General features: G+C 39.3%; 33 protein-coding genes and 1 tRNA gene. 20 read left to right on the forward strand and 14 right to left on the reverse strand.

What is annotated here, in order from left to right:
• Positions 1 to 295 precede the first annotated feature (295 nt).
• The 4 genes from LVD16_RS23075 to LVD16_RS23090 form a co-directional block, all read right to left on the reverse strand.
• The gene (locus LVD16_RS23075; protein WP_233770660.1) at positions 296 to 820 is read right to left on the reverse strand and encodes a hypothetical protein; all 525 of its coding nucleotides are present in this window, start codon (positions 818 to 820) and stop codon (positions 296 to 298) included.
• A 352-nt stretch (positions 821 to 1,172) separates the two neighbouring features.
• Entirely contained in the window at positions 1,173 to 1,850 is a 678-nt protein-coding gene (locus LVD16_RS23080) for an energy transducer TonB (RefSeq protein WP_233770661.1), read from the reverse strand.
• Between the two features lie 387 nt (positions 1,851 to 2,237).
• Entirely contained in the window at positions 2,238 to 2,840 is a 603-nt protein-coding gene (locus tag LVD16_RS23085; RefSeq protein ID WP_233770662.1) for a hypothetical protein, read from the reverse strand.
• 410 nt (positions 2,841 to 3,250) lie between these two features.
• Positions 3,251 to 3,655, reverse strand: a complete 405-nt coding sequence (locus LVD16_RS23090) for an FEKKY domain-containing protein (protein ID WP_233770663.1) — start codon at positions 3,653 to 3,655, stop codon at positions 3,251 to 3,253.
• Positions 3,656 to 4,059: 404 nt separating this feature from the next.
• Here LVD16_RS23090 and LVD16_RS23095 point away from each other — a divergent pair, with 404 nt between their 5' ends.
• The 13 genes from LVD16_RS23095 (at position 4,060) to LVD16_RS23155 (ending at position 15,237) form a co-directional block, all read left to right on the forward strand.
• Positions 4,060 to 5,406 carry an AAA family ATPase gene (locus LVD16_RS23095; protein WP_233770664.1) on the forward strand — a complete coding sequence of 449 codons (1,347 nt, stop codon included), beginning with the start codon at positions 4,060 to 4,062 and terminating at the stop codon, positions 5,404 to 5,406.
• Positions 5,406 to 6,080 (forward strand): RloB family protein, encoded by a 675-nt coding sequence (locus tag LVD16_RS23100; protein WP_233770665.1) that lies wholly within the window; start codon positions 5,406 to 5,408, stop codon positions 6,078 to 6,080. Before LVD16_RS23095 ends, LVD16_RS23100 begins: the two co-directional genes overlap by 1 nt.
• A 382-nt stretch (positions 6,081 to 6,462) precedes the next feature.
• Positions 6,463 to 7,149 (forward strand): hypothetical protein, encoded by a 687-nt coding sequence (locus tag LVD16_RS23105; RefSeq protein ID WP_233770666.1) that lies wholly within the window; start codon positions 6,463 to 6,465, stop codon positions 7,147 to 7,149.
• Positions 7,150 to 7,241: 92 nt separating this feature from the next.
• Complete coding sequence (locus LVD16_RS23110) at positions 7,242 to 9,074, forward strand: BspA family leucine-rich repeat surface protein (RefSeq protein ID WP_233770667.1); 1,833 nt, start codon at positions 7,242 to 7,244, stop codon at positions 9,072 to 9,074.
• Positions 9,075 to 9,289: 215 nt separating this feature from the next.
• Positions 9,290 to 9,871, forward strand: a complete 582-nt coding sequence (gene nudK / locus LVD16_RS23115; RefSeq protein WP_233770668.1) for a GDP-mannose pyrophosphatase NudK — start codon at positions 9,290 to 9,292, stop codon at positions 9,869 to 9,871.
• A 33-nt stretch (positions 9,872 to 9,904) separates the two neighbouring features.
• Positions 9,905 to 11,038, forward strand: a complete 1,134-nt coding sequence (locus LVD16_RS23120) for an acyltransferase family protein (protein ID WP_233770669.1) — start codon at positions 9,905 to 9,907, stop codon at positions 11,036 to 11,038.
• Positions 11,039 to 11,237: 199 nt separating this feature from the next.
• The gene (locus LVD16_RS23125; protein WP_233770670.1) at positions 11,238 to 11,615 is read left to right on the forward strand and encodes a hypothetical protein; all 378 of its coding nucleotides are present in this window, start codon (positions 11,238 to 11,240) and stop codon (positions 11,613 to 11,615) included.
• Positions 11,616 to 11,714: 99 nt separating this feature from the next.
• A complete protein-coding gene (locus LVD16_RS23130; protein ID WP_233770671.1) occupies positions 11,715 to 12,125 on the forward strand; it encodes a hypothetical protein in 411 nt (136 codons plus the stop codon).
• Between the two features lie 204 nt (positions 12,126 to 12,329).
• Positions 12,330 to 12,686: a type II toxin-antitoxin system RelE/ParE family toxin gene (locus LVD16_RS23135; RefSeq protein WP_233770672.1), complete on the forward strand. Its 357-nt coding sequence runs from the start codon at positions 12,330 to 12,332 to the stop codon at positions 12,684 to 12,686.
• A complete protein-coding gene (locus LVD16_RS23140; protein WP_233770673.1) occupies positions 12,676 to 12,966 on the forward strand; it encodes a helix-turn-helix domain-containing protein in 291 nt (96 codons plus the stop codon). The genes LVD16_RS23135 and LVD16_RS23140 overlap by 11 nt, the downstream gene beginning before the upstream one ends.
• A 289-nt stretch (positions 12,967 to 13,255) precedes the next feature.
• The gene (locus LVD16_RS23145; protein WP_233770674.1) at positions 13,256 to 13,909 is read left to right on the forward strand and encodes a hypothetical protein; all 654 of its coding nucleotides are present in this window, start codon (positions 13,256 to 13,258) and stop codon (positions 13,907 to 13,909) included.
• A gap of 11 nt (positions 13,910 to 13,920) precedes the next feature.
• Positions 13,921 to 14,571 (forward strand): collagen-like protein, encoded by a 651-nt coding sequence (locus LVD16_RS23150; protein WP_233770675.1) that lies wholly within the window; start codon positions 13,921 to 13,923, stop codon positions 14,569 to 14,571.
• 12 nt (positions 14,572 to 14,583) lie between these two features.
• Positions 14,584 to 15,237 (forward strand): collagen-like protein, encoded by a 654-nt coding sequence (locus LVD16_RS23155; RefSeq protein ID WP_233770676.1) that lies wholly within the window; start codon positions 14,584 to 14,586, stop codon positions 15,235 to 15,237.
• A gap of 54 nt (positions 15,238 to 15,291) precedes the next feature.
• Here LVD16_RS23155 and LVD16_RS23160 read toward each other — a convergent pair whose 3' ends face one another.
• Positions 15,292 to 15,633: a winged helix-turn-helix transcriptional regulator gene (locus LVD16_RS23160; protein ID WP_233770677.1), complete on the reverse strand. Its 342-nt coding sequence runs from the start codon at positions 15,631 to 15,633 to the stop codon at positions 15,292 to 15,294.
• Between the two features lie 118 nt (positions 15,634 to 15,751).
• Here LVD16_RS23160 and LVD16_RS23165 point away from each other — a divergent pair, with 118 nt between their 5' ends.
• Positions 15,752 to 16,300 (forward strand): YceI family protein, encoded by a 549-nt coding sequence (locus LVD16_RS23165; RefSeq protein WP_233770678.1) that lies wholly within the window; start codon positions 15,752 to 15,754, stop codon positions 16,298 to 16,300.
• A gap of 89 nt (positions 16,301 to 16,389) precedes the next feature.
• Here LVD16_RS23165 and LVD16_RS23170 read toward each other — a convergent pair whose 3' ends face one another.
• From LVD16_RS23170 to LVD16_RS23180, 3 genes are all read right to left on the reverse strand, one after another.
• Positions 16,390 to 17,436 carry a beta/gamma crystallin-related protein gene (locus LVD16_RS23170; RefSeq protein ID WP_233770679.1) on the reverse strand — a complete coding sequence of 349 codons (1,047 nt, stop codon included), beginning with the start codon at positions 17,434 to 17,436 and terminating at the stop codon, positions 16,390 to 16,392.
• Between the two features lie 250 nt (positions 17,437 to 17,686).
• Complete coding sequence (locus LVD16_RS23175; protein ID WP_233770680.1) at positions 17,687 to 17,992, reverse strand: type II toxin-antitoxin system RelE/ParE family toxin; 306 nt, start codon at positions 17,990 to 17,992, stop codon at positions 17,687 to 17,689.
• Complete coding sequence (locus LVD16_RS23180) at positions 17,977 to 18,210, reverse strand: hypothetical protein (RefSeq protein ID WP_233770681.1); 234 nt, start codon at positions 18,208 to 18,210, stop codon at positions 17,977 to 17,979. The genes LVD16_RS23175 and LVD16_RS23180 overlap by 16 nt, the downstream gene beginning before the upstream one ends.
• A 179-nt stretch (positions 18,211 to 18,389) precedes the next feature.
• Between LVD16_RS23180 and LVD16_RS23185 the strand changes: the two genes are divergently transcribed.
• The 5 genes from LVD16_RS23185 to LVD16_RS23205 all read left to right on the forward strand — a co-directional run bounded on the left by LVD16_RS23185 (position 18,390) and on the right by LVD16_RS23205 (position 22,180).
• Positions 18,390 to 19,106: an SGNH/GDSL hydrolase family protein gene (locus LVD16_RS23185; RefSeq protein ID WP_233770682.1), complete on the forward strand. Its 717-nt coding sequence runs from the start codon at positions 18,390 to 18,392 to the stop codon at positions 19,104 to 19,106.
• Positions 19,107 to 19,226: 120 nt separating this feature from the next.
• Positions 19,227 to 19,952 (forward strand): SDR family oxidoreductase, encoded by a 726-nt coding sequence (locus tag LVD16_RS23190; protein WP_233770683.1) that lies wholly within the window; start codon positions 19,227 to 19,229, stop codon positions 19,950 to 19,952.
• Positions 19,953 to 19,958: 6 nt separating this feature from the next.
• Entirely contained in the window at positions 19,959 to 20,873 is a 915-nt protein-coding gene (locus LVD16_RS23195) for a helix-turn-helix domain-containing protein (RefSeq protein WP_233770684.1), read from the forward strand.
• A gap of 136 nt (positions 20,874 to 21,009) precedes the next feature.
• Positions 21,010 to 21,663, forward strand: coding sequence for an MIP/aquaporin family protein (locus LVD16_RS23200; RefSeq protein WP_233770685.1), 654 nt, complete (start codon positions 21,010 to 21,012; stop codon positions 21,661 to 21,663).
• A 43-nt stretch (positions 21,664 to 21,706) separates the two neighbouring features.
• Entirely contained in the window at positions 21,707 to 22,180 is a 474-nt protein-coding gene (locus LVD16_RS23205) for a hypothetical protein (protein ID WP_233770686.1), read from the forward strand.
• 59 nt (positions 22,181 to 22,239) lie between these two features.
• Here LVD16_RS23205 and LVD16_RS23210 read toward each other — a convergent pair.
• The 6 genes from LVD16_RS23210 to LVD16_RS23235 all read right to left on the reverse strand — a co-directional run bounded on the left by LVD16_RS23210 (position 22,240) and on the right by LVD16_RS23235 (position 24,379).
• Positions 22,240 to 22,310 (reverse strand) — tRNA-Cys (locus tag LVD16_RS23210).
• An 87-nt stretch (positions 22,311 to 22,397) separates the two neighbouring features.
• The gene (locus LVD16_RS23215; RefSeq protein ID WP_233770687.1) at positions 22,398 to 22,778 is read right to left on the reverse strand and encodes a VOC family protein; all 381 of its coding nucleotides are present in this window, start codon (positions 22,776 to 22,778) and stop codon (positions 22,398 to 22,400) included.
• A 4-nt stretch (positions 22,779 to 22,782) separates the two neighbouring features.
• Positions 22,783 to 23,154 carry a nuclear transport factor 2 family protein gene (locus LVD16_RS23220; RefSeq protein WP_233770688.1) on the reverse strand — a complete coding sequence of 124 codons (372 nt, stop codon included), beginning with the start codon at positions 23,152 to 23,154 and terminating at the stop codon, positions 22,783 to 22,785.
• Complete coding sequence (locus tag LVD16_RS23225; protein ID WP_233770689.1) at positions 23,151 to 23,621, reverse strand: GyrI-like domain-containing protein; 471 nt, start codon at positions 23,619 to 23,621, stop codon at positions 23,151 to 23,153. The genes LVD16_RS23220 and LVD16_RS23225 overlap by 4 nt, the downstream gene beginning before the upstream one ends.
• A complete protein-coding gene (locus LVD16_RS23230) occupies positions 23,618 to 23,863 on the reverse strand; it encodes a hypothetical protein (RefSeq protein WP_233770690.1) in 246 nt (81 codons plus the stop codon). Before LVD16_RS23230 ends, LVD16_RS23225 begins: the two co-directional genes overlap by 4 nt.
• A 6-nt stretch (positions 23,864 to 23,869) precedes the next feature.
• Positions 23,870 to 24,379: a DinB family protein gene (locus LVD16_RS23235; RefSeq protein ID WP_233770691.1), complete on the reverse strand. Its 510-nt coding sequence runs from the start codon at positions 24,377 to 24,379 to the stop codon at positions 23,870 to 23,872.
• 113 nt (positions 24,380 to 24,492) lie between these two features.
• On the opposite strand from LVD16_RS23235, the gene LVD16_RS23240 reads away from it, so the two are divergent.
• Entirely contained in the window at positions 24,493 to 25,476 is a 984-nt protein-coding gene (locus tag LVD16_RS23240) for a GlxA family transcriptional regulator (RefSeq protein WP_233770692.1), read from the forward strand.
• Positions 25,477 to 25,641: the final 165 nt, after the last annotated feature.

Here is a 25,641-nt window from a genome sequence, read left to right on the forward strand (position 1 = left end):
AGAGTCACTCTGAGGTCCTCGAAGAGTAGACGGTTTGGTTAAGAATGGCTGCTTGAGTGTAGGTCAAATTTCAAGGACTCGAATGGTAAGGTTACCAACCAGAGGCTCGCACCAGTGGAGAAGGGATTTTTAGGACAGTTTAACACTGCCTGAGTCACTCTGAGGTTCTCGAAGAGTAGACGAGTTTTGAGCCAAGTTACACTAAGCCAAAGCCAAGAACTTAAACGCAGAATGAATGAGCAATTTGTAATAGCCTTACCAGTAAGCACTGTAACATATGCATCGCTAAACAATGTTATTGATTGGCTAATTCGTGTTCTATTGCATTTTCGAATTCTTCATAACTCTCATCAGAGTAATGCTTAAAAGGCCAAAGTTGAGATATCCTAACACAATAAAAGTAAATTGAATTATCCTCAAAAACACATACAATTTCACCACCTTTTAATGCCGTGTTGTCGTCATAAAATGTTAGATAGAATCCCTCATTGACTTTTATACCCCAATCCAGATTACGTCTAATATTTAATACTGCTTCGTAATTTTCACTCTTACTTCGCCTTGTATTTATTTCGATTAATTTAATATTTTTTTTGAATGACCAATTAAGGTATAAATATATAAGTCCGGTTAAAGAAACTATGAGCAGTGAGATTATCACAGGTATTAAAAATGCCTTAAATAGTAAAAACCCTACTATTAGAATTAAAGCCCCCAATCGAATTGACATGTTCAGGTATCCTTTAAATTCTGGGAATAGATTGTAGTGAGGCTTCTTGGTATCTAGTACTTTTTTAGCGATTTCAGAATTGATTGGCATAATATAACATGCGTATAAGGGGACACTTTCCCTTATTTCTTTTTTACGTTAATATAATGTTAAACAAAAATTGCTTAGGACGATAGAAATGAGCTGCTCAATACCGTGTCAGAGACACTTGTGATCATTATGGAAATTCGTAGTCGCAGACTACGAATAGCTGGGTTTTTAAGACAGTCTTGATACTACCAGAGTCACTCTGAGGTTCTCGAAGAGTAGACGGCTTAAAAGATTTAAACTGCTCTGCACCAAATACTCATTAGACAAAATGAGCTAAGAGCTAGCTATGCTTTTATAATGAGGTTACGAGCCAGAGGCTCGCACTAACGGTGGTTTTAAAATTATGAATTATTTATTCAACTGTTATTGTCTTATCTCCATTAGAATAAAGTCTGAACCATACAGGCACTATGAATCTTGTGGTAACTGTCTGACCATCTTTAACCCCACTTATCCAATCAAAATTGATTTTCTTTAGACCGTTTATTACCTCTGAATTGAACTCTTCAATTCCTTTTGCAACTGTTACATCTAGAAGATTATTTTCTGGTCCAATGGTTACATATACAAACATCTTACCCTCAACCCCCAGCGCTAATGCTCTCATGGGGTAAGAAATTACTTCATTTAGTTTTTCGGTTAATCTTACCTGTCCCCCAACGAAATAGGGCGGCTTGTCTAGTAGCCCCTCTGTAAATCTGCTACCCTCTAATATTTCATAAGACATGTCTTGATTATATGAAATAAGTTCATTTTTCGAAAAATCATATACCTGCTCTATCTCCCCATTTCTCAAAAATTTCCATTCACCTATTTCTTTGTCATTTTCGTATTGCCCCTCAATAATCAGCTCACCTGACCTATCATATTTCTTATACAAACCATGCTTTGTTGATTTATCAGATTTAAGAACATAATACTCAGCTTTAAGCCCATTATCTTTCTCCTTTTTAAGTTTGGTCTCTTGACCATGAACATTACTCACTAAAGTAATTAAAAGCAACACAGTCAAAATTTTCACTTTATTCATTCTATTTATTTTATTCTAATTCAAACAAGCTCACATTTACAATGTAGAAATATCCGTTCTCTTCCATTTCTCATATTGACAAAGTCAGCAATTTAACAATTTCAAGAAAAAATAAACTAAAAAATCATAAAATCACAAGCCCCACATGGTCGTAGCATCCGCTACGATCCACACAGTGCTTGAGCATCCGCTCAAATTCCTTTCTGAATGCAAAAAATTGTATTGATGAAATACTGTCTGTGCATAGGAGGTCTCAACTTATCTTATTCCGAGCGGAACCTCTTGCACGTTGTTGGTCATAGGACCGCTGCGCTTAACCTAACGACCAGTTTTAGGTACGTGGCAGATGGCTAAGAAAGGCCATGCGATCATCGTATGTTAGCCACCTTATTTAATGATTTTAATGTTCTTGATCAGACTTATCAGACCTATGAAAAAGAAAAGTCCAGATAGGAATTGCCAGAAATTAAATCCATCAGCTTTCAAAATTAAAATTGGAGTTAGCACACTGCAAAGAAGAGTTATTATCAGGCCGAATTGGAAATTTTTCTTGTCTTTAAAGTGTATTTGAAGAAAGGTTTCTTTTGGTTCTTTATATTTCGTTCTTCCCAGCATCATAGATAATCCAGCAAGAGAACAAAATAGTGTTAAAATCATCCAGCCGTTAAATTCCGAGTCGTTCTGATAAATATCAATAGACCATAGGCCGAAACCTACAAAAACTGCTGTTCCTGTAATGAAGTTAGTCAGGCTGTCATTTTTATTATCCGCAAGTTTCCCTACTCGTTGTTCAATATTTCTCTTGAGTTCAGATGTTTCTATTTCGTTTTTTATTGAGAGTTCATAAATCTCAAGATCTGTTTTTAATTCTTGCTTCTTTCGATGGATTGATAAGTTTTCTCTAATTTTTAAAAATGCTGCAATTACACCGCTCATTGCAATTATGATCTTGGGGAGAGTTTCTAGGTCTATAGATTTGAGAAGTTCCAAAATTTTGATCTATGCTAAGTGGTGGCTAACATCCGTACAAGGAAAACACTTTCCTTTATCCCTTTTATACGGAAATCTAATATTTTACTACTAAATATAAAAGCAACCTTTTGTAGACTTTCATTATCCCCCACCTGGTCGTAGCATCCGCTACGATCCACACATTGCTTGAGCATCCGCTCAAATTCTTTTCTTCATGCACAAAATTGTATGGATAAAATACTGTCTTTGCATAGTAGCTTCAGGACTAACTTATCTTATTCCGAGCGGCAGCTCTTGCATATTGTAGGTCGTAGGACCGCTGCGCTTAACCTACGACCAGCTTGATTAGTTAGCAGTAGTAGGCACGCGTTGAAAATAGCGCGCCAACAGCTCATGACATACTCGGAACAACGGGGGTTTCCATTACATCAATTTTTCCATTCCTTATATCCAATCACATCTTTGCGTATAGTTTTTCTCCATTTTCGACCAAACTTATCCTGCAGATAATTTAAAATAACAGAATTATAAGCTTTCAGCATTTGGTTGTCCGGCCCTGAGCAGCCATTTTCATAGTAAAACACGTGGTATGTTGCCTCAAAAAGACTATCTGTGTCATATACTATCGGAGATATACCACCTTCTAATAATAAAAATGGTGTTTCACTTTTAATATCTTTTTGAGCCAGTTCCTCAGCTTCATCGATAGTGGTTGAAAACATGAGCTGATTAGCTCCGCTGTCATTTATTTGGGAGTTTGTTAACTGATATGATTGGCAGAAACTGAGTGAAGAAATTAGGGTAAGTAATATTGTAAGCAATTGATTCTTCATATTGACTCTACTTTTACAGTTTGATATGCCAGGTTATAGAAATATAAAATCAAATTTATTATAAATACCAGTATAGCAATAGTTTAGGAGGCTGATACTCACACCATCGGGTGAAATTTCAATTAAAAGAAACTTACCCCACCTGGTCGTAGCATCCGCTACGATCCACACAGTGCTTGAGCGTCCGCTCAAATTCTTTTCTTAATGCACAAAATTGTATTGACGAAATACTGTCTGTGGATAGGAGCTTCAGGCCTCAACTTATCTTATTCCGAGCGGAAGCTGTTGTACATCGTAGGTCGTAGGACCGCTGCGCTTAACCTACGACCAGTTTGAGTTAGTTTTTCTTTTTTTGATAAAAATGCGAAATTTTCGTAATATTGTGACACAAAACAAATCAAAAAATGCTCATTAGGGTTTTTTCTTCGAATATACTGTCATTTGATACAGAAGTTGAATTCAGTCTGATTCCTGGAAAAGGAAGTGTTAAATCTGAACACGTTATTCGTTCGGAGGGCAGGGATGACATCCCTGTTTTGAAAACAGGAATTATTTACGGAGCAAATGCATCAGGTAAATCAAATCTTATTAAGGTAGTTTCTTTAATTCAGTCTATGGCTACAAAAAGCTTGGAAAGTATAAATAAAGAAATACCTGTCGAGTTTTTTAAGCTAAGAGATAAGGTAGGTGGGTATTCCAAGATTGAAGTTGAAATTAAAGCAGGTAATAACAACTACGCCTACGGAGTTAAGTTCAATAAAAAGGTCATTGTGGAAGAATGGCTCTATCAGATAAATAAAAGAACGGAAAGGAAAATCTTTGAACGAAAAACAGCCAAGAAGGCAACTACTGTAGAATTTGAAAATGTCAAGTTTAAAAATAGCGAGGATGAGCAATTTGCTCATTTTGTTGCTCGAGGAACATCAGAGAATAAGACCTTTTTAAGAGAGTGTATTGATAGGAATTTAAACTTCATTTCACAGGTAAATGATGTTTTTGAGTGGTTTGATGACAAGCTCAAGGTTTTCTTTCCTAGAACTAGATTCGGGGGTATGGAATTTCATTTGGAGTCAAACAAAGATTTATCTAAGTCTATGTCCAAGTTCTTGAAGTATTTCAATACTGGAGTTTCTGACTTACTAAAAACAGAAATTGATTTAGAAAAAGATATCAAAGAAATTCCAAAAGAAGCCGTTAATGACTTACTTGCTGATTTAGAAGAGGGTAAACGTGCCATAATAGGAACTTCAGACAACAGGACAAGTTTTGCCTTTGAAAAAGACAAAAAAGGAAAAACACGAGCTTATAAACTTGTTACAACACATTTGAATAAACTAGGCAAGGATGTTGTTTTTGAAATGGATGAAGAGTCGGACGGAACGAGGCGGCTCATTGACTTCATTCCAATGTTAGTTGATATTACTAAAAACGATTCTGTCTATTTAATTGATGAAATAGATAGAAGCATGCACCCTATTCTAACAAAGGGAATAATAGAGTATTTTCTAAATCAATTGACAAAGGTTAAGAGTCAATTAATTGTAACTACACATGAATCAAACTTGCTTAATCTAAATTTATTTAGAAAAGATGAAATTTGGTTTGTTGAGAAAAATAAGCATGGTAGTTCCAAATTTTACTCTTTATTAGAATTTAAGCCAAGAGCAGATAAGGATATCAAAAAAGGGTACTTGAACGGGCGATTTGGAGCGATTCCATTCCTTTCTAATCCTAAAGACTTGAGTTGGTAATGGGGAGGATTAAAAGAGAATTCAAAAGACCTGAGAATAAAAGAAGTGCCAAGCTTATAGTAATAGCAACAGAAGGTCGGAAAACTGAAAGGATTTATTTTGAGGCACTTGCCGAGAATTATGATTCCACTAAAGTTCATGTAGAGGTTATAGAAAAACTTAATGATAATTCAAGTCCTGAGGTTGTTTTAGAGCAGTTAAACTCTTTTGCTGCTGAATATAACTTAGATAATGAGGACGAACTTTGGATGGTTATTGATAGAGATTATCAGTCTTGGGAGGTTGAAATGATTAAATCTGTAGCCCAAATCTGTCATCAAAAGAAAGGGTATTATTTAGCACTAAGCAATCCTGCATTCGAATTATGGTTGCTACTTCATTTGGTTGATTGTACAGAGTTGCCCCAAAATGAAAAGGACGATTTATTCGGGAATGCCAAAGTTTCAAAGTCAAAAACATATTCAAAGAAAATGCTCTCGGACTTATTGAGAGGTTTTAACGAAGCTAAATATAACCCTGATCCCTTGATTTCCAATGTTGATCAAGCCATTCAAAATGCGATTAAACTCGATTTAAGTCCGAAAACTAGATGGCCTAATTATTTAGGCACTAGGGTTTATAAACTAGTCCAAAGTATTCTGTCTAGTTCAAATTTAACCCCTATATCCGCCTAAGAGAAATATAACATTCCCTTATTGCTTTTATGGGTCAAGCTAATTATTCTATTATCAAAAAATGAAAGTAGCCATATTCTAGACTTTTAACCATTTATTAGTCTTACCAAAGAGTCATTAAGATCTATAAATGGTCAAAAGTATCTCCGACTAGGCAAATCAGCTGATCACCCAACTACAATCGCCTACAACCGTTGCAAACGACCATTCTTCACCTTCAACATCTCACTAATTTAATAATTCCAAGAAAAAATAAAGCACAGAAACAAAAAAATCTTATTTAAAAAGTAATAATCAATAAGTTTAAGCCCCAACTTATAATCTGAAACGATTCTAACATTCACTCAAACTATATTTGATTTCACTCATAGTTATTTCAGTGATGTTCAAATCCAAACCATTTAAATTTAGTGTGCTATTGCTGCTGGTTGTGCTGGTGGGTTATGTGGGGGTGCAGCTGTATAGGCAGTACCAACAGCGCAAATACCATCGGCAGGATTTGGTGTATGAACTGGAGCATGGGCTTCAGTTTATGGATATCTATATTTTAGATCAGTGCATCATCACCCAGAAAGAGGTGAAAACGCTTTTTGATGATTTCCTAAAAGTATACACGGCTGATGATGAACGGCTCGTCCAGAACCTTCAGACTGATATCACGTCCAAATTTTTCAGTGTTGTTCCGTTTAATCCTCTTACCAATATGGCCTGGAAAAGTGCTCAGCAGTCGCAGGTATTGTCACAGTTTAGTTCGTGGGAGTTACAAAAGCTGAACGAGGCTTATGCAGAACGGGAGAAGCTGCTGGTACTGGAAGAAAAGCTGAAGATGTTTAGCTTTCATTCGCCTTCTTTTGAGCATACTTTTCCTTCGCATCCTTCCAAGAAAGACATGGAGGAAATGGCCAGAAAATATGAGTTACTTTTCATCCAGATTTATGGGCAAATGAAAAAAACTTACTGGGCTTATGAGCAAGCCCTGGAGGAGCTTAACCCTGAAAATGCTTATCTGCACTATCAGGATTCAGTAAAAAAGCAACAGCTCACCCCGCCGCAGTACAGTGTGCATTAAGCCTTGGTTTCACAAGTGCCAATTTATAATCTGAAACGCTTCGCAGCCTTGCCCCTGCTACATTTGAGCACTTTTTAATCCACTTTAATCTTATGAAACAATTACACTTTTTTCTTATTCTATTAGGCTTTTCTTTGTTCATATCCTGCGGCAGCGATGATGATGGCGGCCTATCTAACCTGGCCCCGGTGATCAGGCCACAAACATTCACCACCAGCGAAGGCGTGCGAGATGATATGACCATCGGTCAGGTGCTGGCCATTGATTATGAGGATGATATGTTGGCATTCACCATCACTGAAAACGACCAGGACCTCTTCGAAATAGCTGATGATGGAGGCCTCAGCCTGGCCGCTGGCAAAAGGCTGGATTATGAAACCCGTCAGCAGCACAGCATACTGGTGGCCGTCTCTGACGGTGAGCATAGCACCACTGCCGAGATCACTATTGAGGTCACTGACGTTCGAGGTTCGGTGGTTATAGATGATCAATATTTCACGGTAGTGGAAGACCTGGCCGCTGGCGCAGACATCGGCCAGGTAAAAGGCACGTCAGACAATATTCTCACCTACAGCATCAGCACCAATGATGATGACCTTTTTGAGATCAGCCAGGATGGCCTGTTGAAGCTAGCGGCCGGTAAAAGCTTAGATTTCGATACCAAAAACAGTCACATGATTACCGTGGCGGCCACCGATGGCGAAATGACAGCCCGGGCAAATGTCTCCATCATTATTTCCAAAGCCTCTAACTATAATCCTGATGCTTTTGTCACCCTTTGGCGCACCACTACGGCCAATGAAACCATCGGCATTCCCTATGTTTCTGGTTATTCCTCCTATTATAATTACAATGTAGACTGGGGCGATGGCCAGACTGATGAGGGCCTTACCACCGCCATTACCCACGTTTATGCTCAGCCAGGCGTATACCCGGTGAGTATTACAGGTGATTTTCCTACCATCAACTTTGGAAATTCTGACTATGTCAAGAATATTATCTCCATAGCTCAGTGGGGTAAAATCAAGTGGTTATCCATGGCCAATGCTTTTCAGAAATGTTATAATCTCACTTATACCGCTACCGACGTACCTGACTTTAGTGAGACCACCAATTTTGCTTTTATGTTTGCCGCAGCGTCCTCCTTCAATGGCAATATTGATAACTGGGACATGAGTAATGCTACCCGAACCAATATGATGTTTGCATCGGCCACATCTTTTAATCAGGATCTCAACAGCTGGGACATGAGCTCGGTGACCAATATGAGCCAAATGTTTGCCAATGCCACCTCGTTTAATGGTAACATAAGCGCATGGAATGTAAGCGCCGCACTGGATATGTCAGGTATGTTTAACCAGGCCATCACATTTAATGCAGACCTTAGCCAATGGAATGTAAGTAGCGTAAAAGATATGTCTGACATGTTTAAATCAGCCTATCTTTTCAATGCAGATATTAGCACGTGGGACGTAAGCTCTTTGGAAGATATGTCAAACATGTTCGGCATCTGTCTCAATTTCAATCAGGACCTTAGCCAATGGAACGTGAGCAATGTTAAGGATATGGCAAAACTATTTTCATCGGCCATTAAGTTCAATCAAGATATCAGTAATTGGGATGTAAGCTCAGTTACCAATTTTAGCACCATGTTTTTAGACGCTTTATCCTTTGATCAGAATTTAGGCCCGTGGGATATTTCTTCGGCGCAAGATATGAGGTACTTTTTTCATCGTGCCGGACCTTCCATAACCAACTATGATGCTACACTAAAAGGCTGGTCGGGGCTATCAAACATACCTAAGAATATAGCATTTGGTGCCCGCGAAATGGAATATTGTGATGAGGGTGAGGCTGCCCGACAAATATTAGCCACCAACGGCTGGACCTTTGATGGCGATTCAAAAAGTAATGATTGTGATTAATCATACCTTCTGAGCCATCTTTAGAAGCCTTCAATCTTTTACCCGTCGCTCGGCCTCTGCCGGGCGATGGGTATCTTACTGTTCTAGCCCTCCACACCAAACTGTCAATAAAAAACTTGCCCATAAAGAAGAAAAGCCACTTTTAAAAAGATTGAAAATAAAGCTTTAATAAATCATAAAATAAAAGGATTTTAGGGACATCAACTGAATACCGCATGAAAAACGCTGAAGTGAAAATAGTGAACACAGAAGTACTGTCTGATAACTGGTACGTACTGAACAAGGTCACTTACGAAGTTCAAAAAGAAAATGGCCAGTGGGAGACCCAAGTCCGGGAGGCTTATGACAGAGGAAATGGCGCCACCATTCTCCTGTATAATAAAACTCGCAAAACGGTGATTCTCACCCGCCAATTCAGACTACCCACCTACGTAAACGGTAACGACACCGGCATGATGATAGAAGCCTGCGCCGGCTTGCTAGATAAAAATAATGCTGTAGATTGTATTAAAAAAGAAGCGGAAGAAGAGACCGGCTATAGAATAAATAACGTCACTAAAATATTCGAAGCGTACATGTCGCCAGGATCAGTGACGGAAATCGTTCATTTCTTCATAGCGGAGTACGATAAAGGCATGAAGGTGAGCGATGGCGGCGGCCTGGATGAGGAGCAGGAAAACATAGAGGTGCTGGAATATGACTTTGACCAGGCCTTCAATATGATCAGCACCGGAGAGATAAAAGACGGAAAAACCATTATGCTACTACAATACGCCAAACTTCAAAATATGATATAATAAACTGATTATCAACCTCATAGAATAAATAACGTGATACAATCAAGCTCAGCCTATAGTGACTCCAAACGGCATTTCCTCATTCTGGATGCCCTCAGAGGGGTGGCGGCCATAGTGGTGGTATTATTTCATGTGCTGGAATGGTACGCTAACGGCGACCATGTGGAGCAAATCATCAACCACGGCTACCTGGCCGTAGACTTCTTTTTCATGCTCTCAGGTTATGTAATGGCTCACGCCTATGATGACCGATGGAGTAAAATGACCTTGAAAGATTTCTTCAAGCGCCGCATCATCAGGCTTCACCCTATGATAATAGTAGCCATGACCATTGGTGCCCTGTGCTATTATTTTAGCGAGTCTGGCGTTTTCCCTAAAGTAGCCGATACTTCTGTTTGGGAAATGCTACTTATCATGGTAATTGGCTACACGCTTATTCCTGTGCCTCCGTCTATGGATATCAGAGGTTGGAATGAGATGCATCCACTCAACGGGCCTGCCTGGTCATTGTTTTTTGAATATGTGGCCAACATTCTGCATGCACTTATACTCAGAAGACTGTCTAAACTAGGGCTGGGCATACTGGTAGGTATTGCAGGAGCCGCCCTCATTCACCTGGCTGTAACCAGCCCTAATGGTGACATTATCGGCGGCTGGTCGCTTGATGCAGAGCAGCTGAGAATAGGATTTACCAGACTGCTATTTCCTTACATGGCCGGTATGCTGCTAAGAAGATCCATCACCGTGAAACGCACCAAGAGCACCTTCCTGATATCGTCTATCCTGCTGGTAGCTATTTTGAGTTTCCCAAGGATTGGTGGTCATGAAAACGTATGGATGAACGGCCTTTATGATTCATTATCAGTGATTTTACTCTTCCCGATAGTCATTTACCTGGGCACCATTGGTGAAGTAACGAGCAAGGCCTCTGCTAAAGTTTGTAAATTCCTGGGAGACATCTCCTACCCAATCTATATCATCCATTATCCATTTATCTATGCATTTTATGCGTGGATCTATAAAAATAACGTGTCAATAGTAACAGGCACATTAGTAGGTTTGGTATTATTGATAGCCATGGTCATTCTTTCATACATTTTGCTGAAAGTATATGACGAACCAGTAAGAAAATGGCTCGCAAAGAAGTTTTTGAAAAAGAGCGTGTAAGTATAGCATGCCTAAACAGCTAAACAGTCACTCGGCTCCAGCGGAGTGACTACTATTCCCGAGGCCTCTGGCCGGTTCGCTGGAAGACTCTCTTGTTTAGACACTTGAAAGTTGGCAGTTAATCGGCCAGAGGCCTAATGATTATGGGTCACGCGGCTGGAGCCGAGCGACTGGGTTAGAAGTTTTTGAAAAAGAGTGTATGAAAAACAAGATCATGTATATAGAGCATAAATCAGATCAGAATGATCGTGGTGAGGCATGGATTGGTCTAGTGGAATTTTCCAAATCTGGCAGAACAATTTACTTTAATGATCAGGCTTTCAAGCAACTGAATGTTAGCACCGGTAATTTTTATGACCTAGAAACTCACGATGAGTACTGGATTTCTGGTATAAAGAAAAATGGCCAGGACAGACACTGGGCTGGCACCGGAAAAATATATCTTCAACGAGCCATAGCCGATGACTACATGAGTTTATTAGGTTTAGATAAGCTCAACACTCAACATTACGAACTGGCTGATCCTAAACCGACAGATAAATCCAGATTTAAGGAAATTGAAAACTCAGACAATTAATAATGTGCAGTCACTCGGCAGGAGCCGAGCGACTGGGTTAAGTTAAAATATATAAATTCAATCATGACCTTTTTAGAGCGGCTTCTATACAAACACAAATTGCGCAATATCACCGAAAAAGATGTGTCCAAATGGGGCCAGCAAGGAAATGCCGATGATTTAATATTTGCTGCTGAACACGGTATGTTTAACATTAGGTTGAAGTGTATTGAACTGCTAGCCCCAAAAAAGAAAGAGGAAAAAGTAAAGCAACTGCTTATCTCCATGATTAAAGATGATGTGGAGATAGTGGCCAACGCTGCTATTAATGAATTAAGACCATCAGCCTCATCAGAGCTAATTGAAAAAATCAACAAAGTACTTCAAGAGAGGGAGGCACAAAAGAAAAAAGTAGCCAAGATGTCCTATTTAAGCAATCTATCTTTTGAAGATAATCGCTCCTCTCCTCCAAGAGACAGATTAATGGATAGACTGCATCAGCAACAGAATAGTAATAATTTGCCTTATTAATCTTTCCAGTCGCTCGGCTCCAGCCGAGTGACTAATATTTCCGAGACCTCTGGCCGGTTCGCTGGATGACTCTCTTGCATCGACACTTGAAAGTTGGTAGTTAATCAGCCAGAGGCCTAATGCTTATGGGTCACTCGGCTGGGGTCGAGCGACTGAGCTAGAACCCCCCTTGATTCATAGTAACTTTTAAGTTACCTTTGCATTATGAATAAAGTCAGAGAAGTCGTTGCTTACAAACACTACTTTGAAGAATTCCTCAACTCACAAACCATCAAAGTTCAGGATAAAATCTTTAAAATAATTGAAGCAATAGAAACTCTGGAGCGCGTACCTAGCACTTATCTAAAGCACCTCACTGGTACAGAAGGACTTTATGAAGCTAGGATACAGCTAGGTTCTAATATTTGGAGAGTGTTTTGTTTTTTGGATGGAGATCAACTAGTGATATTATTAAATGGCTTCCAGAAGAAAACTCAAAAAACGCCAAAGAATCAAATTAAAAAAGCTGAAAGACTAATGAATGAATACTTTCAGAATAAATCTGAGGAAAATGGAAACTAAATCGTGGAAAACCATAAAAGATGAGGTTTATGGTGAAAAAGGAACTGCCCGGAGAGATCAACTCGATCGAGAGTTTGAAGGCCTAAAGATTGGCTTATTGATCAGAGAAGCTCGTGAAAAGAAACAACTTACACAGCAGCAACTTGGTGAAATAGTTGATAAGAAAAGAACTTACATTTCTAGAGTTGAAAATGATGGCAGCAACCTGACCTTAAAGACACTTTATGATATAGTGGAAAAAGGGCTAGGAGGAAAAGTTAAAATTAGCATTGACATCTAACTTAGTTTTTGATACTTACCAGTCGCTCGGCTCCTGCCGAGTGACTACTATTTCCGAGGCTTCTGGCCGGTTCGCTGGATGACTCTCTTGCATCAACATTTGAAAGTTGGTAGTTGATCGGCCAGAGGCCTAATGCTTATGGGTCACTCGGCTGGAGCCGAGCGACTGGGTTAACCCTAACCTAAAAAGCTTTCATGTCGGGAATATTATAGCCGATGGCGGTTTTGTTATATTCAGCCTCTGATAATGTAGATAAATTTGAAGCTTCATTTTTTACATTATCATCAATATGAAACATCTTCATCGATTTGGGACACTACCCCCTTACATCTTTTTACTCTTCATCAGTTTTTTTCTACTCACCTCCTGCTTTGACGTGGAAGATGGTGAAATTGGCCCTCAGGGAGCTCAGGGCGAAACCGGCAGCAAAGGCGAGGCCGGAGATACCGGCGACCAGGGTTTGGGCGTTGGCGTTCAATCTGGCTATTTCAAAGGCACCTTAAAAGGTGTTAGAAAAGATAAAACAGAATTCGAAGAAACGTTTGAATACACGTATGCGCAAAACGATTTTGACCTTATTTCTGGCCACGAAATCAGGCTTCAGCGCGTGGCTACTCCAGCAGACCTTTATAGTGAAAACCTGAATATGACTATAAATGCAGATATCGATCTGGAAAAAGGTGAACTCACATTTCCTTATGTAGACTTCACTTATGCAAAGGAGATAACTCCGAGCTCCATATTTTATCTGTACCTGTCTACATCACAAATAGAGACCTCTAATTTCAACTTTAATGCTTCAGATAGCACGCTTTCATTTGACTTTACTGTTGATTTTGACCCGAACGAAAGTGGCTATAGCACAAACAACAGACCGCTTCTTATAGAGGGCTCATTTTTTTCAGGTGGTAAAATCCGCATTTCTGACAATCAAGAACTTTAAAATTACTCAGAATGAATTTCAATAAATATTTAAGCAGCACTCTACGTGCCATGTTAGTACTTGCACTAGCTTTTAGCCTGTTCTCTTGCGGAGATGATGGTGAAATAGGACCCAAAGGAAAAAAAGGATTAGAAGGAGAAGTGGGCGATACCGGAGAAGAGGGTGCGAAAGGCTTCACCGAATTAATAGAGGCAGGTTATTTTGATCTAACCGTAAAAGGCCACAGAGCAGATGGTACCGAATTTGAAGAATTAATTCATTATATATATGCCGATGATCCTTTTGCTTCGGCCGACTCAGGGGGCAGGGTACATATAACGAGGTACCAATTTGAAAATCAGTTTTCATACCCTAGAGCAAACCCATATTTCGGCTTTGATGGCGAATATGATGCAGAAAATGAGACTTTTGACTTCTACTACTGCTCATTTCTATTAGAAAAAGAGGATAGCGCTAACAGTCTGTTCAGTTTTCAGGCGAATATCTTCAGAATGGATAACATGCTGATAGACAACATTCTCTATCAAGATGGTATTTTGTCCTTTGATTTTTCTTTTTCCGATGATGGCGAGGACAATTCTACCAAACAGCCATTACAAATTGAAGGGTCCTTCTTTTCTGGCACCAAGATTTATACTGAAGTTCTTTTACGCAAAAAGTAGAATTAAAAAATCATGCATTACATATCTAAAATAGCTTACAGCTACCCAATTATATTATTATTAACGCTCTCCCTCACCCTATTCTCTTGCGATGGAGAAGACGGAGACATTGGCCCTACTGGCGAAGTAGGCGATCAGGGGGAAAAAGGAACCAAAGGAATTACCGGTGAAGATGGTCTTTACCACATTGGCACTTTTGAAGGCACCATCAATGGCACATACCCTACTGGAGAGGAATTTCAGCATAACTTTAGTTATGAGTATTCAGTGTCTCCATATGATAGAGTAACGTCTTACGGTCAGAACACTCATAGACTGGAATTCACAAGGTTTAATACTCCCAGCTCGCAGGCAACTGACAATAGCCGAATCATATTAATAATATCCAACATAAATACTGATGAAGAATACATGTATACTTCAGATTTTGACTTGAATGCCCTGATTCCTATGGAAGATGGAAAATGGTTTGAGTTTGATAGTTATTATGATGAAAACGAAGATAGCTTTGACGTCTTCAACTATCATTACAATAATGAAACCGCCGAGATGAGTTTCAACTTTTTGTATTTAGGAGAGAATGGAAATAACAGCACAAATAATTCTGTTGAAATATTCGGCACCTTCAAATCAGGAGGTAAAGTATATAAAGAAGTCAATAATTGATGGAAAATAAGCATTTCACCAGTCACCAGGCAGGAGCCTGGTGACTGGTGAAATTTACTTTTCCATTATTTCTTTTCTGAAATGAACACCCCAATCGAGTATCTCATCCAGCAGTTTATGCATGGAATGCCCTAAAGGTGTTAATGAATATTCTACCGTAACCGGCATGCTATCATACAAAGTTCTGGTTATGATTTTATTCATTTCCAGAGACTTAAGCTCCTGAGAAAGCATCTTGGGTGAGATGTCTCCAATATCTCTCTGAAGCTCTCCAAATCTTTTATTGCCAAAAGTAAGTGCCAATACTATGGGCAATCGCCATTTGCCCTGAATCACCTCCATGGCATCTCTTGAAATCATCAACTTCTGCTGGCAAACTTCGCTCTTCTGATTCATAACCAATTGATTATCAAATTACTTACCCGAAGGTAACTACTTACCAAGAGGTAACAACTATATTTAGTATAGCAAAGAAGGATAATTTTGAGCCAATAACAAATTGAAAAAAGCAATTATGGCAAGTTCAAAAACATGGGTGATTGACCCTACACATTCAGAAGTCCTTTTCAAGATCAAGCATCTGGTGATCTCCACCGTTACAGGATCTTTTAACAAGTTTAGCGGTGAGGCAAAAACTGACGGTGATGATTTTAGTGGTGCAAAAGTAAATTTCACTATAGATGTTAGCAGTATAGACACTAACCAGCCGCAGCGCGATGGCCACCTGCAAAGTGGTGATTTTTTTGAGGCAGAAACTTACCCTGAAATCAGCTTTGAATCAATCTCTTTTAGCAAGGTTGACGATGAAAATTATGCTATGGCTGGCAACCTCACCATGAAAGGTGTTACCAAGCCTGTGGCTCTTAATGTAGAATACGGTGGCTCAGCTGGCGATGGCCATGGGAACATCAAGCACGGCTTTGAGGTAACAGGGGTTGTTAATCGTATGGAATTCGGCATGACCTGGAATAAACTTACTGATACCGGAGGCCTTGGATTAGGAGAAAACATAAAGCTCATCGCTAACATTCAGGTGGCAGAGCTGGTTGAAGAAACAGCTTAAAAAAGGAAGTCTCAAAAGCGATGACAAGAAGTATTTTGTCACACTTTTGAGACTATTCTTATTTATGATTAGGTATAGAATCTTGGCTTTTAAGCTTCAATAGGATCCACTGATATTGAGGCTTCTCCTTTTTGTACACTGTCAACTTCTATGATCACTTCCTGCTCAAAGGTTTTTTTACTCTCTTTAAGCGCAAAAGTATAAATAGCCGTTATCTTAGTCTTCTGAGGAGACAGCATCATCATCACCTTTCCTATAGACTTTGGGGGAATAGTGACAGTAACTTCTTTCTTAAAGGCGTCCGTTTCTGTTTTAGTTTCCTCCTCACCAATGGTAAAAGTATTCTCCAGCGTGGCAGTAATGGTACTTGAAAGCTCTGCTGAAACAGGTCCTTTGCTCACCCCCACAGTAGCTGTTTTACTAATAGAGATGCCTACCATGGTACTTCTGCTAAATGATCTTGTAATAGATTGGCTGATCTCGTTTTCCAACACCAGATGAGAAACCTGATCTTTATCGGTGAGATTAGTTGTTTCATCAAAAAGAGTGATAGTGCCACCAGTAGGCGTTGAAACAATATCTGTATATTCAATTTTGATCAACTCCAGATCCGGCTGTAATATCTTTATGCTCGAAACATTATCATTAAATCCAAAAGTTTTAAGGTTATCATAATCCCCCGGATCAAACTCCCTGTGGCCACCTTTCATGTGCTTGTCTTTATACAATACCACTGCTGTACCTACCGGTACTTTCATAGAGGAAATGGTATCATTTTTCAGAAAGGGAAATGCATAATCTGAGCTCTGCCCTACTCCTGCCAGGCTTTGCTTGAAGCCCTTGAATCCGATATGCTCATAAAACTGGATCAAAGGAAAAAGGTCTGTATCATGCTCAAACACTTCAATAGAGCTGATCTTATCATTCCAATTTGGAATAGAAGTATAATCTCCGGCAAAGATCACTCTGTATGGTCCCCTAAAACCAGAATCTCTGTAGAACTTTACGAAAAAGCCATCTTTTACCTTAATCGAACTGATAGAATCATTGCCAATAGGAATTCTGGCATATTCGCCTATTCCCAACTCAGCCTTGCGGCCTTTAAACTTTACATCTCTATAAATTGTAACTGCCATAGTAAATAGATTTAAAAAATTATAGGTTAAACATTAAAATCTCTCTATAACAAATTTACCTAGCAAGCATGTGCTAAAAATATAGCATTACCGCCATTTAATGATACATTTCCGACAAATAAGGCTATAACAAAATCGACAAATTGGTAATATTCCGACGGTGAGTAATGTAAAGGATTCTGGATGAGAGGGTTATTGTTAAGTGTATAACAAGTAGAATTACTATTGAAGCCAAACGAATAGGTGGAGTCTAGAGTCTCACTTTTTTCGGATCTTGTCGGCTATCAAAAACTCGGTTAACAAAAATTTTAGAGCCTTCTTCTCTATATATTAGAAGATAATTACTAATGATTAGTTTTTGATAGTTTATTTCTGGATGAAGATCGCTAATGTAGCGCGTGCCTCCAATGATAGGATTAGAAAGCCTTTCTACCTTAGCCATAATTGAATCAATAATTTTAAAGGATTTTTTCTCTCCTAATAATGGTAAGTTAAATTCATAAATCTGGCGAAGATCAGACTTAGCATGTTCTGTCCAGATTACTTCTTTCTCCAAGATTGAATTTCTTCTTTTAATGATTGGTGGTCTGTTAAACGACCTGCTTTTATGTCAGCCTCAGACGCCTCCAGCATACTATCCATCATTTCTTTGGATATGGACTTTACCTGTCCATCTTGAGAAGATAGCAACGTATAGACCGCCTCCAATAAGCGACTGTCATTGATCTGATCTATGATTCTATGTAGCTCTAGTCTTATCTCTGGTGTATTCATCTGTATGACTTTACAATTTTTTAAAGATAATGGTTTCATTTTAAAGTTGCTGTCTTATTCTACATCTCAATAATATTAATCAAGTATCTATAAAATGACCTAGAGCATTATCCAGACATATCTACCTCAACACCATCACATTTCACATCATCTTTCCTAATTTTAGCAAAAAAGCTACTATGACTAAATTCTTTCAGTGTTTCCTCCTATCACTTTTATTTATTTCAGGCGCCGCATGTGCTCAAAAATCAGAGCTAGCAACCACAAAAGCCTCAGCCAACTACGGGAAATCTGTGGCTGTATTTGGCGGTTCTGTTTCTGTAATACCTCCCAGTGATAGTGCTAAAGTATTGTGGGAAAGATTTTTAGGAATGAAAATCACAAACTACGGCGTGCCTGGTGCCGGGTTTTCATCATTACAAGGAAAATCTATGCAACAGCAGATAGATGAAGCTGGTGTGTTTGATATATATGTACTTTGGGCCTCCACTAATGATTATACAAATAACAGAGCCATTGGAGAATATACGGACTACACTGAGTTTGACAACTATAATAAAGAAAAACTCACCACTCAGGCAGGGGGCATCAATTACTGCATCAAAAAAATATATGAGCTCAACCCGAAAGCCACCATCTATTTCTTCACTTCAAGTAAGGCCTTTACCGGCAGAGGTGGCTATGATCCGTTTGATGAAAAAGGCATGGTGAAATATGTAGATATGCAGAAAAAAATATGTGAGCTGCACGGTATTCCTTATCTGGATCAGTTTACCCTTGGTGGCTACAGCATTTACAATAAGGATGTATATTATCATGATGCTATCCATATGAACGCTTTGGGCTACACCAAGCTAGGCGAACTTCAAGTATCTTTTCTGGCGTTTCCCAATTAAAATCATTGATAAGTCGCTCGGCTTTCTGCCGGGTAACCAATCTTACTACAATATCTACCAACCTGGCTACAGTATTTGGTAATTAGGTTCACAGCTTTGCATGAATCAATAAATGGAATCATGCAAAATATAAAAAACAAAGTAGTAGCAATAACAGGTGCCAGCAGCGGCATCGGTAAAGCCATAGCAATTACCCTGACAAAGCTGGGAGCCAAAGTAGTTCTGGGAGCCAGAAGAGAACATCAACTTCAGGAGGTAGTGAGCGAAATTAAACACGCACATGGTGAAGCCTTTTATCTACGAGCTGATGTAACACAACAACGTGACTTGCAAAATCTAGCTGAACTTGCCGTGGAAAAATTCGGTAAATTAGATGTGATTGTAAATAATGCAGGCGTAGCGGCCATAAGCAGAATAGACGAACTAGACATCAAAGGCTGGAATAATATGATTGACATTAACCTTAAGGGTACTCTTAATGGTATGGCTGCTGCCCTCCCAATTTTCAAAAAGCAGCATAGCGGACATATCGTGAATATCATTTCTACCTCAGGGATTAAAATCACACCGCTACAAGGAGTCTATGCCGCCACCAAAAATGCCGTTAGAACCCTATCAGAAGCATTTAGGCAAGAGTCTGATGGAAAAATACGTATTACTTCCATATCACCCGGGATGACTAAAACAAGCTTTGTTGATGATATAGATAATGAAGAATTAAAATCAGCGGTTTCAAAAATAGCCATATCACCTGAGGCTATAGCTAACGCAGTGGTATATGCCATAAGTCAGCCCAATGATGTGGAGGTGGGCAGCATCGTTATCAGACCAGCTGTACAAAATTAAACGGTAATGGATCAGGATATCATTCATTATACTAACATATCTGATTTACTCTATGACCTGGGAGAAGCCGGGCCTCGCCATCCGCTTATTGCTCTGGTTGATTATGATCAAGCGACCGTGCGAAACATAAAAATGGGAGCTAAAATAACACTCGACTTTTATAAAATCTCCTTTAAAGATTCGTTCTTCGGACAGGTAAAATATGGTCAGGGCTATTATGATTTCAAAGCTGGTGGACTTGCATTTTTGAAACCTAAGCAGGTGGTAATTGCTCCTGAAAACGAAGACAGTTATCAGGGCAAGGTGATCTACTTCCACCCGGATTTTATTAGGCATCATCAACTAGGAAAAACAATTCATCAATATGGTTTTTTCTCCTATGATGTGGCTGAAGCACTACACCTCTCAGATCATGAGAAGACCATTATCAGCAATTTATTCAAATCAATAGAAAGAGAGCTTCAAAACAACATTGATCAATTCAGTCAGGATGTGTTAGTTTCATCTCTGGAGCTACTACTTAATTATAGCAACAGGTTCTACAATCGACAGTTTATCACAAGAAAAGTCATTAATAATGAGACCATTGCCTCTTTAGATCAACTGCTTGTAGAATATTATAATGGAAACAAAGCCCTGCAAAGCGGATTACCATCTGTACAAGAAATTAGCCATAAGCTTGGTGTTTCTCAGCGTTATTTAAGTGACATGCTAAGACAACTCACAGGTATTAATACTCAGCAATACATTCAAAATAAGATAATTGAGCACTCCAAAGATTTGCTTGGCTCAACTTCATTATCTGTATCGGAAATAGCCTACCAACTCGGTTTTGAGCACCCTCAATCATTTAGCAAACTATTCAAAGCCAAAACCGAGCTAACGCCTCTTCAATTTAGACAAAGCTTTGATAACCAATAAATTTCAATTACCAGCACCTAGTATTTAAAACTTTTCTTGCGTCCGCCTTCTGACAATCCATGTCGAAGTTATCATTCAAATTATTTTTATTGAGTTAAAAACCTCTTATTTGCCTTCAGCATTTTTCACCTTAACCATGAAAAAATATATATCTGAGCTGATAGGCACTTATGGCCTGGTATTCTGCGGTACTGGCGCTATTGTGATTAACGATGTTTCCGGAGGGAGTATTACCCATCCGGGCATAGCGATCACCTTTGGCCTTATTGTAATGGCCATGATCTATACTTTTGGTGAAATTTCAGGAGCTCATATGAATCCGGCCGTTACCATTGCCTTTTGGTTTGCAAAGAGATTTTCCGGGAAGCAGGTTTTGCCCTATATCATTGCGCAACTTGTAGGTGCACTTGCCGCCAGCTTTACGCTGAAAATGCTCTTTCCCAGCCACATCACTTTGGGTGCTACGCTACCTTCTGGAGATATATGGCAAACTTTTGTAATAGAAATTATTCTTACCTTCTTTCTCATGCTGGTGATCATGCACGTATCTACCGGCTCAAAAGAAATTGGAAATCTGGCTGGGATGGCCATTGGAGCCACAGTACTTCTTGAAGCTATGTTTGCCGGACCAATAACAGGGGCTTCCATGAACCCTGCTCGATCCCTAGCCCCGGCACTGGCCTCAGGACAGCTACAGCATTTCTGGGTGTATATTCTTGCTCCTGTAATAGGTGCATCGCTGGCCATCTTGCTATGTAGATTTTTGAATACGGATAAGGAATGCTGTTAGGCATTCTTCTATAATTTGAACATAAATAAACTAAAAATAAGATATGGGATATAACATTACAGGTTACGCCACTAATGCTTCAATACAAAGCAAAGAAGACCTGGAAAGCCTCTGCGGTGTACAGCTTTCAGATCTGGAAAGCGAAGCTCCTGCTTATGAAGAAGCAACGGCAAGCTTTAGAGAAGATGGTCAGTTTTACATTTATTCGAATGACAAAGGGTCTATCATCTTCCCAAATTTCGGTCAGCTGGCTCAGAATATCCCAAGTAGTGGAGAGTTCATTCAGTTCATTGTGTCTGACGTATCTGATACGCACTATTTTGAAATGTACAATAACGGTGAGCTTACCAGAAAACTCATTTTAACTGACGGTGAAGTAGCAGAAGAGTACGGTGAAGGCTTTATTGAAGAAGGCGATGAGGTGTTCGAGAAAGTTTGGGATTATATACAAGAAACAATAGGAGTTTCTGAAGCTGATATTATGGAGTTGCCTTTTAGAGCCTATTCTATCGTTTAAAATATTAAAAACGGCAGTAAACAAAAAAAGCCCTGAAAATTCAGGGCTTTCTTTTTTAGAGGCGCTGAGCGGATTCGAACCGCTGTACAAGGTTTTGCAGACCTCTGCCTAGCCGCTCGGCCACAGCGCCATTTCTAATTAGGTCTGCAAAACTATAAATAAACGGATATCCATCCAACCTTAGTCGTACTTTTTTATTAACCCGTACATAAATTTCCTATCGCTCCTGCAAAACCGATAAAATATTACCTGCAGGATCTTTAAACCAGGCTATATAAGGGCCTTTTTCGTCCCGGCATATTCCTTTGGCATCGGTCTTTATGGGTTCATCATATTTTTCAAATACCACTCCTTTGGCTATAAGTTCGTCCACCGCACTATCAATATCATCTACAGGAAGGTTCATCACAGTGAAAGTAGCCGGTTGATGATTAGGTTTGGGATACACCACAATCGGGTTAATTCCATCGGCCTGAAGATGAATAGGGCCCATGGCGCTGTCTTTTACTTTAAAACCCAATACCTTTTCATAGAACTGTCTGGCTGCTGCCAGATCGTCTACCGAAAAACTTGAGAATATTTTAGATGTAGATATCATAAGCTTAGTGTTTAACTTCTATAATATAAGAGGTCATTTTGCTAATCCTGGGGTCCTTAAGCCCTTTAAAAGTAAAGACATCGCAGAAATGCACTTCACCCTTTTCGCCTTTACTGTTCACGTATGACACCTTTCCATTACAAGTGGCCTCATAACCATGAGTAAGAATATGATCCAGCTTTAAGGATGATTCCATATCGGTAGGCATACTATATAAAAACTCCTTCATTTTTTCCTTACCTTTCAAATGCCTGTCTCCTATTACCTCCCATTCAACATCATCAGTAACCAGGCTTAAAATTTTATCAAAATCGTTGGTAATGAAGCACTCGTTATAGGTTCGGATCAGTTTTACTTTATTATTTATTTTCATCATTGTTTTATTACTGGCACCCACACTTCAACCCCGCCAAGACCTGTTTGTGGCTCAAAGGATGGTCCATATTTTTCAAAAAAGAATCGATTATTAAAATCTGGCTGATATTCATATGCTTCATCCCAGCCTTTGAATATAGCATCTACCGTATTACTCAACTCACTAACATGACCTTCGTGCAGAAAAACTCCATATTCATGAGCTTTCAGGCTTCTGTGCTCAAATTCTGAAGGTAGCTGATCAGCAGGATTAACTTTAGTGGCAGCCCAGTACTCCATTTCATCGTCGCTGATATGCCAGCACACGCCATAAGTCATGCTGAGATTACCAGACTTGAGCTTAGGGAAATAGCGAAGAAACTCAATCCACTGACTGGTTAAATCCATCTTCCCCGGAATGGCATACTTTTTTACCAGACACCCCAAGTGAAGCGGCTCTTCGATTGCTTGTATATTATTAGGTATCATAAGATGAACATGGGTAAACTAAATACATCATCAGGTAGCGGTTCAGCCACTACCTGCTGTTCTCTTAAAAGGGATATTACCTTGCTATTATCAATCCAGACCGAACTTTTTACCCTCAAAATATTGTCGCAGTCGTCAAGATCAAAGTTGACTTCAAATTCAGGAAAAAGATCTTCCATGAGCGTGATTAAAGCATCTGCTTTATTCTTGTTAGTTAAATTGGTTTTGTAAACTTCTACCATAAGCGGTTAGTTAATGTAAGTTTCTATATGCTCTATTTGGTGTAGATGGCGTTTGGTATGGCAAACCATAAAATCTATCCATTCGTATTTGGTCAGCTCTCCATAGCCAGGATGATCCACTACACATATCTCTTCAAGGTCTGTAGTACTCAGAGCCTCCTCCATTTTAGCCAGTCGTTCATTTAAATCTGCCAAGAGTTTTTCCTTTTTAATAAAACCTTCGGATGGCAAAAGCATTGAAGGAGATTCATATTTTACAGTAAAATCAAGGAAATCACTATGGATGTCTGGCACAAACTGTTCAGGATCTCTTGTACATTTCTCTCCCGGAACTTTAATTCCGTCTGCCAGATTATAAGATCGGTATAAATGGTCGGCCACCTGGGCTACGGACCAGCTACCCTCAAACGGCTTGAGGTTCAGTTGCTTCTCGCTCAATTTTTCAATACGAGCCATCAGTTGGCTTGTAGATTCTTTAAATTGAGATACTATGTTTTTGGTATTTGAAGTGATCATATACAAAGTTTGTATCTATAATTATTTCATGCATGGTGCAAACCCGTCTATCTATGGGGTTGATCACGACCGTAAGGGATGCTATTTTTGATACTATGAAACTCACTTAAATTATGAAACACATATCTCTGATCATACCGCAAGGCGATACCAGCTTTAGTAATCTGGAAGCCACCTTTAAAATGTTTACCATGACCAACGCTCAGCTGGAGCGCGAAGGAAAGCAACCTCTTTTTGATCTTCATTTGGTAGGCCTTACCATGGAAAGCTATGCCAGCAATGGCTTTTTTAGTGTAACACCAGATGTCACCATCCATGAAGTGCGCCATACAGACATGATTATAGTGCCCGCCATTCACGGAGACGTAGATGAAATATTAAAGGCCAATGCGGACTTCATCCCCTGGATAAAAAATCATTATGAAAATGGTTCCGAAGTGGCCAGCCTATGCATAGGTGCCTTTTTATTGGCTAAAACAGGGGTGCTTAAGAACAAATGCTGCTCTACCCACTGGCTCATGGCCGATGAGTTTAGAAGCCGATACCCAGAAGTGAATCTGGTAGATGACAAGGTGATTACAGATGAAAAAGGCACCTACACCAGCGGAGGCGCATATTCTTCACTCAACCTTAATCTATATTTGATAGAGAAATTTGCCGGCAGAGAAATGGCCATTTTATCCTCAAAGATCTTTGAAATAGACTTTGACAGAGATAGCCAGGCGCCCTTCATCATCTTCAAAGGACTTAAAGAACATTCTGATGATCAGGTTATTAAAGCTCAAAATCATATTGAAGAGAACTACACCGAGAAAATGCAGGTAAGTGACCTGGCCGACATGGTAGGTGTAGGGAGAAGAAGTTTTGAACGCAGATTCAAGAAAGCCACAGGAAATACAGTAGTAGAATACATGCAGCGTGTGAAGGTAGAAGCCGCTAAAAAAGAGCTGGAAAGCAGCAGAAAGACCATTAACGAGGTGATGTACGATGTGGGCTACAATGACACCAAAGCCTTCAGAGAAGTATTCAGAAGATTCACCGGAGTTACTCCTTTGGGGTATAAGAATAAGTATAATAAGGAATTGGTGGTGGCGTAACGCTTTCACCAATACTATTTTACCAGAAAATCACTAAGCATTATTAAAAGAAAGGCGGGCTCCTAACCTGCCTTAAACATTGCGGATATTATAAATTTCACAAATAAACCTCCTATAAAAATTTATATGATAATTATCTGCGTATGTGGTACATATTTTTAAAAC

The organism is Fulvivirga ligni (genome assembly GCF_021389935.1).
Taxonomy (GTDB): Bacteria; Bacteroidota; Bacteroidia; order Cytophagales; family Cyclobacteriaceae; genus Fulvivirga; species Fulvivirga ligni.

Coding starts and splice junctions, on each gene's coding strand:
- LVD16_RS23195 (WP_233770684.1), top strand. CDS start 19,959: ATGGATCAGGATATCATTCATTATACTAACATATCTGATTTACTCTAT.
- LVD16_RS23170 (WP_233770679.1), bottom strand. CDS start 17,436: ATGGCAGTTACAATTTATAGAGATGTAAAGTTTAAAGGCCGCAAGGCT.
- LVD16_RS23165 (WP_233770678.1), top strand. CDS start 15,752: ATGGCAAGTTCAAAAACATGGGTGATTGACCCTACACATTCAGAAGTC.
- LVD16_RS23100 (WP_233770665.1), top strand. CDS start 5,406: ATGGGGAGGATTAAAAGAGAATTCAAAAGACCTGAGAATAAAAGAAGT.
- nudK (WP_233770668.1), top strand. CDS start 9,290: ATGAAAAACGCTGAAGTGAAAATAGTGAACACAGAAGTACTGTCTGAT.
- LVD16_RS23185 (WP_233770682.1), top strand. CDS start 18,390: ATGACTAAATTCTTTCAGTGTTTCCTCCTATCACTTTTATTTATTTCA.
- LVD16_RS23090 (WP_233770663.1), bottom strand. CDS start 3,655: ATGAAGAATCAATTGCTTACAATATTACTTACCCTAATTTCTTCACTC.
- LVD16_RS23240 (WP_233770692.1), top strand. CDS start 24,493: ATGAAACACATATCTCTGATCATACCGCAAGGCGATACCAGCTTTAGT.
- LVD16_RS23160 (WP_233770677.1), bottom strand. CDS start 15,633: ATGAATCAGAAGAGCGAAGTTTGCCAGCAGAAGTTGATGATTTCAAGA.
- LVD16_RS23140 (WP_233770673.1), top strand. CDS start 12,676: ATGGAAACTAAATCGTGGAAAACCATAAAAGATGAGGTTTATGGTGAA.
- LVD16_RS23080 (WP_233770661.1), bottom strand. CDS start 1,850: ATGAATAAAGTGAAAATTTTGACTGTGTTGCTTTTAATTACTTTAGTG.
- LVD16_RS23205 (WP_233770686.1), top strand. CDS start 21,707: ATGGGATATAACATTACAGGTTACGCCACTAATGCTTCAATACAAAGC.
- LVD16_RS23145 (WP_233770674.1), top strand. CDS start 13,256: ATGAAACATCTTCATCGATTTGGGACACTACCCCCTTACATCTTTTTA.
- LVD16_RS23235 (WP_233770691.1), bottom strand. CDS start 24,379: ATGATCACTTCAAATACCAAAAACATAGTATCTCAATTTAAAGAATCT.
- LVD16_RS23125 (WP_233770670.1), top strand. CDS start 11,238: ATGAAAAACAAGATCATGTATATAGAGCATAAATCAGATCAGAATGAT.
- LVD16_RS23075 (WP_233770660.1), bottom strand. CDS start 820: ATGCCAATCAATTCTGAAATCGCTAAAAAAGTACTAGATACCAAGAAG.
- LVD16_RS23135 (WP_233770672.1), top strand. CDS start 12,330: ATGAATAAAGTCAGAGAAGTCGTTGCTTACAAACACTACTTTGAAGAA.
- LVD16_RS23095 (WP_233770664.1), top strand. CDS start 4,060: ATGCTCATTAGGGTTTTTTCTTCGAATATACTGTCATTTGATACAGAA.
- LVD16_RS23150 (WP_233770675.1), top strand. CDS start 13,921: ATGAATTTCAATAAATATTTAAGCAGCACTCTACGTGCCATGTTAGTA.
- LVD16_RS23225 (WP_233770689.1), bottom strand. CDS start 23,621: ATGATACCTAATAATATACAAGCAATCGAAGAGCCGCTTCACTTGGGG.
- LVD16_RS23155 (WP_233770676.1), top strand. CDS start 14,584: ATGCATTACATATCTAAAATAGCTTACAGCTACCCAATTATATTATTA.
- LVD16_RS23180 (WP_233770681.1), bottom strand. CDS start 18,210: ATGAATACACCAGAGATAAGACTAGAGCTACATAGAATCATAGATCAG.
- LVD16_RS23190 (WP_233770683.1), top strand. CDS start 19,227: ATGCAAAATATAAAAAACAAAGTAGTAGCAATAACAGGTGCCAGCAGC.
- LVD16_RS23105 (WP_233770666.1), top strand. CDS start 6,463: ATGTTCAAATCCAAACCATTTAAATTTAGTGTGCTATTGCTGCTGGTT.
- LVD16_RS23200 (WP_233770685.1), top strand. CDS start 21,010: ATGAAAAAATATATATCTGAGCTGATAGGCACTTATGGCCTGGTATTC.
- LVD16_RS23215 (WP_233770687.1), bottom strand. CDS start 22,778: ATGATATCTACATCTAAAATATTCTCAAGTTTTTCGGTAGACGATCTG.
- LVD16_RS23110 (WP_233770667.1), top strand. CDS start 7,242: ATGAAACAATTACACTTTTTTCTTATTCTATTAGGCTTTTCTTTGTTC.
- LVD16_RS23230 (WP_233770690.1), bottom strand. CDS start 23,863: ATGGTAGAAGTTTACAAAACCAATTTAACTAACAAGAATAAAGCAGAT.
- LVD16_RS23220 (WP_233770688.1), bottom strand. CDS start 23,154: ATGATGAAAATAAATAATAAAGTAAAACTGATCCGAACCTATAACGAG.